We start from the raw sequence: 9102 nt of genomic DNA, 5'->3' as shown, positions 1-9102 counted from the left end.
ACCAGTTTTTCACTGGTCCCGAACCGTCCCTGTGGTTCCTTGGTTCTGCCTGTGGTTCTGTGGTTCCTACCTAGAAGCTCTTATAGAAGTTGGTGTCAAACTCGCATTCACAACGCAAGGTGGTTACACAACTGCTAATTCAAATCCTTATGAGTTGAATAGATATGCCGTCTTTCCATGGATCACGTTGTCACAATTTAAAGCTTACTTAAATAATTAAGTTCAGTAATGAACTCAAGAACACAATGGGACGCAAGACCTTTATTACGCAGTCTGCCGTCCCATTGTGTTCTTGAATAAATACTAAATATCCACACATAATAGTTAAAAAGGAGGTTTTGACGATGACAGGTAATATAGAACTACTAAACTATATACATCAGAATTCGGAAATGGGTCAGGATGCAATAAAACAATTAATTCCAATAGTAAAGGATGATACCTTTAAGCAGAATTTAGAATCACAGTTTAATGAGTATAAAAAGATTTATAATAAGGCAAAAACAAAGATTCAAGAAATGGATAAAGATGCAAAGGGTATAAATCCACTCTCAAAGGCTTCTTCCTATATTATGATTAATCTAAAAACCTTATTAAATAAGAGCCCATCCCATATCTCGGAGATACTAATACAAGGCAGCACCATGGGGACGGTAGATATAACGAAAAAATTACAGGAATATAATGATGCAGATAAAGAAATACTTGATCTTGGAAACCAGCTGTTACAATTTGAACAGAGAAATATAGAAGAATTAAAAAGATTTCTGCACTAATGATAGTGGCAAGACCTTTAGTTTGCCATGCTTTAGAAAGGATAGAGGGATAGGTACTTTGATTAACTCAAAGAGCCTGTTCCAAGACAATGGGGGCGCTTCACTTGTAAAGATTAAAATACAAGCTCACACTTGTAAAGGTGTGGGCTCTTTAACGTTTACGAACATTATAATTTTTTACATGTTTAAAATCTGTTTTCTAAGCTCATTAGGTGTGTGGCCGTATGCTTTTTTGAATGATTTACTCAGCGGTGCTACTAACACTCCCGCTTCATAAGCATGATAATCCTCCATTCAATTTCATTTATTATATCATGTCCGAGTTTTTACTGTCTAATTAAGTGTAACCTATCCAAAGTTCTAGAAGACTAAGAAGTAGTTTTAATGAAAATCAATCGAGAGTTGCTGCATTTCAGAAGAACTTATCTAAAATCTCGTATCTAGCTCATAATGTGAATTTTTTGATTCTTCTCTATTGACACTCTTTCTACTTTGTGTTACTATGTAGTGGTACTATTTGACACAAAGTAGAAAGGAGAGCATCAATGGAAAACCTCACGGAGATATTAAAAGGTATTCTGGAAGGCTGTGTTCTTGAAATCATAAGCCGTGAAGAAACTTACGGTTATGAGATTGTGAAAAAGCTCAATGCCCTTGGATTTGAAGATATTGTTGAAGGAACGGTGTACACGATTGTATTCCGGCTTGAAAAAAACAAGCTTGTAGATATACAGAAAAAATCGTCGGAAATCGGGCCGCCGAGAAAGTTTTACTCACTCAATGAAGCAGGGCAAAAAGAACTTTCAGCCTTTTGGAGCAAATGGGACTTTGTTTCATCAAAACTAACTGAGTTAAGGAGGAACAGTCATGTATGATAAGATTACTGGAACTATGAAGAAAGATCTTGATAGGCGTATTAAGGTGCTGCCAAAGGAATATCAGGTAGTGTTTTACGAAATGTCTAAATATCTTTATCAGTTCGGAACATGCGATGCAGGCATACCCAATATACAGGTCGATATTCTTAATATGTTTGAAGCAGGAGCAAGGGAAGGAAAGGATGTACTTGATATCGTGGGAGAGGATGTTATCGGTTTTTGTGACAGCCTTCTTGAAGCCATCCCCCATCATTCATGGTTGGATAAAATGAAATCTGCATTAAATCAAAACATTTACAAAAAACTTGACAGAAAAATGAACGACGGAAAATGAATATAGGAGGTGAGTTTAATGAATAACGTGATTCAGGTTGACCACCTGATTAAACAGTATAAAAAATCGCAAAAAGCGGCAGTCGATGATATTAGTTTTAATGTGCGTGAAGGTGAATTTTTTGCTTTTTTAGGCCCGAACGGGGCTGGAAAGACGACCACTATATCGATTTTGACAACATTACTTTCAAAGACAAACGGCACAGTATCCATAGCTGGTTATGATCTGGACAAGGAAGCAAAAAAGATTAGGTACAATACAGGCATAATTTTTCAGAATCCAAGCCTTGATTTGGAATTGACTGCCGAAGAAAACATCCGGCTGCATGTAAGTATTTACGGCACATACAGGTTTAGGCCATTCTATGGAATGATGCCCAAGGCGTACAAGCAGCGAATTGAGGAACTGGCTGAGATTGTCGGCCTGCAAGAGAGCCTCTTTAAGAATCTCAAAACATTCTCCGGCGGGATGAAACGGAAGCTGGAAATAATCCGCAGTCTGATGCACAATCCTAAAATACTGTTTTTGGATGAACCAACACAGGGTTTGGATGCTGCCAGCCGCCATTCCCTGTGGGAATATTTAAATAGGGTGAGAACCGAGGAAAATATCACGATTTTTCTGACAACGCATTACTTGGAAGAAGCTGAAGGCGCAGACCGGATTTGTATAATTAACAACGGTAAAATTGCAATGTCAGGAACACCGGGTCAGCTTAAAGAAAGGCTGATTCAGAAATATATGTACGTGGATGCAACTGACCAAAACACGCTTAAAACAGAATTATGTAGGCTTGGAGCAGCTTTCATGGAAACAGGCCAGGGGTTGAAGGTTGCATACAAAGATAAGACACCTCAAAAACTGCTGTCAGGCTTGGATATACCCCTAACAAAATTGGAGATTCATCAGCCAAGCATTGAAGAAGCCTATTTGGATTTAATAAAAGAAGGGAGTGTGCTTTCATGACTTTAACTTTAGGGCGAGAAATTAACGCATTATTCGCTATTGCCTCAAGAGAAATTATGCGGCTTATCAAAAGTCCGGGCGCTATGATTACAAACATGATTTTTCCTATGTTTTTTCTCGGCATTATGGGGGGAAGCCTTTCACAAAACTTAGGAGGCAACATAGGATATAACTTTCTGCAATTCGTTATGGTGGGGATGATTGTCTTTAACATGTTTATGGGTGCAACCAGCGGTATGACATCCTTGATTGCAGAACGTGACTTGAATTTGACACAGGAGTTGTTTGTATCCCCAATTTCCAGATATACAATCATTTTAGGCAAGATGATCGGTACCAGTTTCGCCAGTTTAACTTCATTGATAGGTGTTCTATTGATAGCCTTACTCATGCAAATACCCTTGGGTGGCATGCAAATCGTCAGACTACTTCTGGTCATACCTGTTTTCTGCCTTGTTGGCGCTTCCTTGGGCATCTTGTTCATAGGCTTGGTTCAAGATTCAAAAGTCGCACAAATGGGCGCTTTGCTGATTTGTATGCCACAAATGTTCTTGGCGGGTACGATTATCCCAATATCTAATTCCACCGGCATTATAGCTTTTCTGGCAAAAATTATGCCGTTGACTTACCTGACTGATTTAGCAAGAGGTTTTTTTTACTGGGGAAAGCCAGAATATCATAGCGTTGTTATATACAACCCCGCAATCAACATTATTGCATCAATTGCCTTCTTTGCATTTTTTACAGTGATGGGCACTATTCTATTTACCCGAAATGAGAGAAATAAGTAAAAATGTTTCTTCAAATATGATGGAGTAAGCCATTTATTCCAAGATAGATATAAAAGTGAAGTAGTAGAGGATGATCAGTATTTATTTACAGTGTTAAGGTATATACGTCAAAATCCATTAATCCATTAAGTGCTGGTATAGTGGAGCATATAAAAGACTATAAATGGAGTAGCTACTGTGAGTATACTGATAAAGCTAGAATTATAGATAGTGATTTTATATTTAAGATATTTAATACTAACAGAAAAAAGCTATAAGTGAACTTGTTAAGTTCCACGAAGAAAAGTGATATAGTGTGTTTAGACATAAATGAGAGAAAGGGAATTAAAGATAAGAAGGCAATCGAAATCATAGTATATACTTTATAAGAAAAATTAACCGCAAACCTTCCCTGTGGTTACTTGAAAGAGAGGATTAAAAACGTGTTAAACTATAAAAAACCAAGATTTTGGGTGGTTGTATTAGCAGCCATTATTGCACTAGCCATTGGTATTGGGCTTTTGGCAAATCCCAGTCAAAATTCATACGTGCCAAGAATAATAACAGGATACATGGTGATAGAAGATGACTTATTATATATCGATGAAGTTGAAATAATTTACAGGGAAGATACAGAACGACTAGAAGAACTGGAAGAATTGGGGGAAAGCATCACTACACCCAGTGGTTATTACATTTATAATCCCAACACAGATAAGCAAACTTATAAATTAACAAAGGAAACAACATATTCATTTGTTGATTATAGTTTCCTGTTTCTTGAAGATGGGGTTGCGGACAGATTATATACAACAACAAATATAGAGGAGTTTATGCTACATTTAAATGAATCATATTCTGATTCACCACCTGCTCAAAAAGTTCCATTCTTTATAGAAGTTAAAGATGGTAAGGTAATAACTATTACGGAGAAAATCGAATTTACCATTTAGAATGTGGAAGCTTTGATATCATTATAGTGTTGGGTTCAAATATTTGTCATAAAATGAAACATAGATCATCAAATAGTACATTGCTTTTTAGTAGCGCTCTTTTTAACAATCCTGAAAGAACCAACTTCTAATGGTTTTTCTCAGATTAATTAAAGGGCGTTATTCTCTAATGAATATGTAAAAATAAAATCTTCCATGATGTAATTATATAATCATGTTAAAACAAAGTGAATGGAGCATAAGTATTAGGGTATAAAGATTTATTATCGGTTTAAATAAGCTATGATTAAGGTAATATACTATAAATTAAAATGAGGAGATGATTAAAGTGGCAAACATAGAATTAAACAAAAAAGCACCAGATTTTGAAATTACAGATTTTAAAGGGGGTAAATTTAAGCTTTCTAATTTTAAAAAGGAGAGTAACATATTGATCGTATTAAATAGAGGATTTGTTTGACCCTTTTGCAGAGAGCATATGATGCAGTTGCATCAAGATTATGATAAGTTTTTAGAAAAAGATACCAAAATAGTTGTAATTGGACCTGAAAAAGCCAAGAAATTTAACGATTATTGGGAAGAGCATAATCTTAGATTCTATGGTATTCCTGATGAGGAAAAATCTATACTTAAACTATACGGACAGGAAGTCAATTTATTTAAGTTAGGGAGAATGCCAGCCCAGATGTTAGTAGATAAAGAAGGAGTTCTCAGATATGTACATTATGGGCATTCTATGAAGGATATCCCTAAAAATTCTGAAATATTTGAACTTATAGATAAACTGTAATCACCTATAACACAAGGGGACGGTTCCTATGTGTTGTACTCACCTCTAGTTTATGATATTCTTAACTAGAGGTGATTTTTATGCCAAGAAAAGCAAGGCAAAAAAGCAGCACAGGAGTATACCATGTAATGCTTAGAGGAATAAATGGACAGACCATATTTAAAGATGATGAAGACTTTGAAATGCTTATTAATATTCTAAAGGAATCTAAAGAATTGAGTAAGTATGAGGTATATGCATATTGCATCATGGGGAATCACATACATTTATTAATGAAAGAAGGCATAGAGGACTTGGGAGTTTCTTTCAGGAGAATAGGGGCTAAATATGTATACTGGTATAATTCTAAACACAAAAGAACAGGGCATTTGTTTCAAGATAGATTTAAAAGCGAAGTAGTTGAAAATGATAAATATCTATTAACTGTACTTAGATACATACACCAAAACCCAATAAAAGCTGGTATTGTCAACGATATAGCTAAGTATCCATGGAGTAGCTATAACGAGTATTTTGGAAAGAAAGAATTATGTGATACTAAATTTCCATTAAGTTTATTTGCAGATGATAAAGGAGTGGCTTTGGAGTTATTTAAGAAGTTCAATAAAGAAGAGACTAAGGAGCAATGCCTTGAATATGAAGAAGTTACTAGAATACACGATATTGAAGCAATAGAAATTATTAAAGATCTATCTGGAGTTATGGTTACTACCCAGTTGCAGGATTTTGAAAAGGAGAAAAGAGATAAAATAATCATAGAAGCTAAAAAAGAGGGATTATCAATAAGACAAATAGAGAGATTAACAGGTATTAGCTTTGGAGTTATACGAAAAATACAGAACACATAGGAACCGTCCCCTTGTGTCTCCCCTTGTGTCCTTGTGTCTGTGTTTTGTTTGATTTTACTTATTTAAGAAAAGACAACAGTAAAGGATTTGAACATTGGTTATGAAAAAATTAGTGATTGGAATATTAGCCCATGTGGATGCGGGCAAAACAACTTTGTCAGAGAGTATGCTCTATCTGAGTGGTAAAATTAGAAAACTGGGAAGGGTAGACAAAAAGGATGCCTATTTAGATACCTATGAACTAGAAAAGGAACGGGGAATCACCATTTTTTCGAAACAGGCCATATTTGAGGTAGAGGAAAGACAGATAACCTTACTTGATACCCCTGGCCATGTTGATTTTTCTGCTGAAATGGAGAGAGCACTTCGGGTCCTTGACTATGGTATTTTAGTTATTAGCGGTGCTGATGGGGTGCAGGGACACACCAAAACATTATGGAGGCTTCTAGAACTATATCAGGTTCCCATCTTTCTATTCATAAACAAAATGGATCAGAATGGGATAGATAAAGATCAAATATTGAAAGAAATGAGAAAGCAACTGGATGATAGATGCATTGAATTTGGACAAGATGAGACAGCCGAGTTTTATGATCAGTTGGCAATGTGCGATGAAAAGATGATGGAAGCTTATCTAGAAGAAGAGAATATAGAGCTCTCTAAGATTAAGAGGGCTATCAAGGAACGCGTGGTATTTCCATGCTTTTTTGGGTCAGCTTTAAAATTGGAAGGAATTGAGGAGTTTATGAAAGGGATTGTAAAGTATGCCAGCATTCCTTCTTATCCGAAAGAATTCGGAGCTAAAGTGTTTAAAATAGCAAGAGATCAGCAGGGCAATCGCCTTACCTTTATGAAGCTTACTGGTGGAAGCCTGAAGGTGAAGGATGTTATAAACAATGGAGTATGGCAAGAGAAAGTCAATCAAATCCGTATCTATTCCGGGGAGAAATTCGAGGCCGTGAATGAGATCAAGGCAGGTTCTGTGTGTGCAGTAATAGGACTCAGCAAAACTAAACCAGGAGAAGGCTTAGGGATTGAGGAAAACATAGAAGGAGCTATATTGGAGCCTGTACTATCCTACCAAATTATTCTACCCCCCGACTGTGCTCCAAGAATGATGCTTCCTAAATTACGAGAAATTGAGGAAGAGATACCAGAGCTTTGTATTGTATGGGATGACGAGCTTCAGGAAATTAAAGCCCAGTTCATGGGAGAGGTGCAGATTGAAATTCTGCAGAGTCTAATAGAAAGCCGATATGGTGTCAAGGTGGACTTAGATGCTGCAAGAATTTTATATAAAGAGACTATTGGCAATATAGTAGAAGGGGTAGGACATTTTGAACCCCTTCGGCATTATGCAGAGGTCCACCTATTATTGGAGCCAGGTGAAGTTGGCAGTGGCTTGGTTTTTGAGATGGAATGCAGTGAAGACATATTAGCAAAAAGCTGGCAGAGGTTAGTTTTATCCCATCTGAAAGAGAAGACCCATAAAGGAGTTTTAACAGGCTCTCCAATTACCGATATGAAGATTACCTTAGTCTCAGGGCGGGCCCACAATGAGCATACAGATGGCGGAGATTTCAGGGAGGCCACCTACCGAGGAGTACGTCAGGGATTAAAGGAGGCAGAATCCATATTATTGGAGCCTTATTATTCCTTTCAATTGGAGCTACCTGAAAAATTGGTAGGAAGAGCAATGACAGACATTGAGAAAATGCATGGAACCTATGAAATCACTAAATCGAATGGAGAGATGGTAGTTCTTGTGGGGAAGGCCCCTGTTATAACTATGAGGAACTATCAGAAGGAGGTTGTTGCCTATACCAAGGGTGAGGGTAGGTTCTTTTGCAGTCTGAAAGGATATGAGCCATGTCATAATCCAGAAGAAGTAATAGAGAGAATGGGATACGACTCTGAAAGAGATATAGCAAACCCAACTAGCTCAGTATTTTGTCAAAATGGCACCGGTTTTACAGTAAATTGGGATAAAGTTAAGGACTATATGCATATTGAAAGCTATCTAAAGGAGATAGATGACTCTTTGGAAGAAATAATACAAAATCAAATCCCTACTACGGAAGAGAAGTGGATTGACTTAGAAGAGATTGATAGAATTTTTGATAAAACCTTCTATGCCAACAAGGGAAAGAAGTCTTCCTGGAAAAGAAACAGAAGCGCGTCGGAATCTTATTATAAGTCAGAACCTTATATAGGTAGACCACAAGAAACTAAGGAAAAGTATCTCATTGTAGATGGGTACAATATAATCTTTGCATGGCCCGAGTTAAAAGATCTGGCAGATGTCAACATGGAAAGTGCTAGAATGAAATTGCTTGATTATCTTAGTAATTATCAGGGGATTGAAAAATGTCAAATCATTGTTGCTTTTGATGCCTATCGCCTTCAGGGGCATCTTCAGGAAGAAATCAAATATCGTAATATTCATATGGTATATACAAAGGAAGCACAGACTGCAGACCAGTATATTGAAAGGTTTGTCCATGAAAAACAGAAAGAATATAGTATAGTGGTAGCAACATCCGATGCTCTACAGCAGATTATTATTAGAGGGGCTGGATGCAGCTTATTGTCTGCCAGAGAACTGAAGGAAGAGATAGAAAGAGTTAATGAGATAATTAATCAGTCGTTTGAGAAAATGAAAGGAACTGGAGGGTATTATCTAGAGGATACATTATCGTCAGAAACTAAACAACAGATTAATGATATGATAAGTACAGAAGATGATTAACACGATGGTCCGGTTTATTTAAAAGGTCAATACCTCAA

10 protein-coding genes are annotated in these 9102 nt (G+C 36.7%); all 10 read left to right on the top strand.

Annotated elements, in window-relative coordinates:
• Window positions 1-220: polysaccharide deacetylase family protein (locus F8153_RS16330; RefSeq protein ID WP_207707738.1), on the top strand; the 220-nt coding region annotated here is incomplete at its 5' end.
• A 124-nt stretch (window positions 221-344) separates the two neighbouring features.
• The gene (locus tag F8153_RS14205) at window positions 345-776 is read left to right on the top strand and encodes a hypothetical protein (RefSeq protein WP_151867021.1); all 432 of its coding nucleotides are present in this window, start codon (window positions 345-347) and stop codon (window positions 774-776) included.
• Window positions 777-1321: 545 nt separating this feature from the next.
• The gene (locus F8153_RS14200) at window positions 1322-1651 is read left to right on the top strand and encodes a PadR family transcriptional regulator (protein WP_151867020.1); all 330 of its coding nucleotides are present in this window, start codon (window positions 1322-1324) and stop codon (window positions 1649-1651) included.
• A complete protein-coding gene (locus tag F8153_RS14195) occupies window positions 1644-1988 on the top strand; it encodes a DUF1048 domain-containing protein (RefSeq protein WP_151867019.1) in 345 nt (114 codons plus the stop codon). The genes F8153_RS14200 and F8153_RS14195 overlap by 8 nt, the downstream gene beginning before the upstream one ends.
• An 18-nt stretch (window positions 1989-2006) precedes the next feature.
• On the top strand, window positions 2007-2954 hold the full coding sequence (locus F8153_RS14190) for an ATP-binding cassette domain-containing protein (protein WP_151867018.1): 948 nt from the start codon (window positions 2007-2009) through the stop codon (window positions 2952-2954).
• Window positions 2951-3745 (top strand): ABC transporter permease, encoded by a 795-nt coding sequence (locus F8153_RS14185; protein WP_151867017.1) that lies wholly within the window; start codon window positions 2951-2953, stop codon window positions 3743-3745. The genes F8153_RS14190 and F8153_RS14185 overlap by 4 nt, the downstream gene beginning before the upstream one ends.
• A gap of 422 nt (window positions 3746-4167) precedes the next feature.
• Window positions 4168-4677 (top strand): hypothetical protein, encoded by a 510-nt coding sequence (locus F8153_RS14180; RefSeq protein WP_151867016.1) that lies wholly within the window; start codon window positions 4168-4170, stop codon window positions 4675-4677.
• A 328-nt stretch (window positions 4678-5005) separates the two neighbouring features.
• Window positions 5006-5467, top strand: a complete 462-nt coding sequence (locus F8153_RS14175) for a peroxiredoxin family protein (protein WP_151867015.1) — start codon at window positions 5006-5008, stop codon at window positions 5465-5467.
• An 80-nt stretch (window positions 5468-5547) separates the two neighbouring features.
• Window positions 5548-6315, top strand: coding sequence for a transposase (locus tag F8153_RS14170; RefSeq protein ID WP_151867014.1), 768 nt, complete (start codon window positions 5548-5550; stop codon window positions 6313-6315).
• Between the two features lie 100 nt (window positions 6316-6415).
• Window positions 6416-9064, top strand: coding sequence for a translation factor GTPase family protein (locus tag F8153_RS14165; protein WP_151867013.1), 2649 nt, complete (start codon window positions 6416-6418; stop codon window positions 9062-9064).
• The last annotated feature ends 38 nt before the right edge of the window (window positions 9065-9102 follow it).

It is taken from the genome of Alkaliphilus serpentinus (assembly GCF_009017255.1).
GTDB classification, from domain to species: Bacteria; Bacillota; Clostridia; order Peptostreptococcales; family Natronincolaceae; genus Alkaliphilus_D; species Alkaliphilus_D serpentinus.
This window is presented reverse-complemented; position numbering and strand designations above follow the sequence as displayed.

Excerpts from the sequence above, each read along its gene's own strand:
- F8153_RS14205 (WP_151867021.1), top strand. The coding sequence starts at position 345 with ATGACAGGTAATATAGAACTACTAAACTATATACATCAGAATTCGGAA.
- F8153_RS14200 (WP_151867020.1), top strand. The coding sequence starts at position 1,322 with ATGGAAAACCTCACGGAGATATTAAAAGGTATTCTGGAAGGCTGTGTT.
- F8153_RS14195 (WP_151867019.1), top strand. The coding sequence starts at position 1,644 with ATGTATGATAAGATTACTGGAACTATGAAGAAAGATCTTGATAGGCGT.
- F8153_RS14190 (WP_151867018.1), top strand. The coding sequence starts at position 2,007 with ATGAATAACGTGATTCAGGTTGACCACCTGATTAAACAGTATAAAAAA.
- F8153_RS14185 (WP_151867017.1), top strand. The coding sequence starts at position 2,951 with ATGACTTTAACTTTAGGGCGAGAAATTAACGCATTATTCGCTATTGCC.
- F8153_RS14170 (WP_151867014.1), top strand. The coding sequence starts at position 5,548 with ATGCCAAGAAAAGCAAGGCAAAAAAGCAGCACAGGAGTATACCATGTA.
- F8153_RS14165 (WP_151867013.1), top strand. The coding sequence starts at position 6,416 with ATGAAAAAATTAGTGATTGGAATATTAGCCCATGTGGATGCGGGCAAA.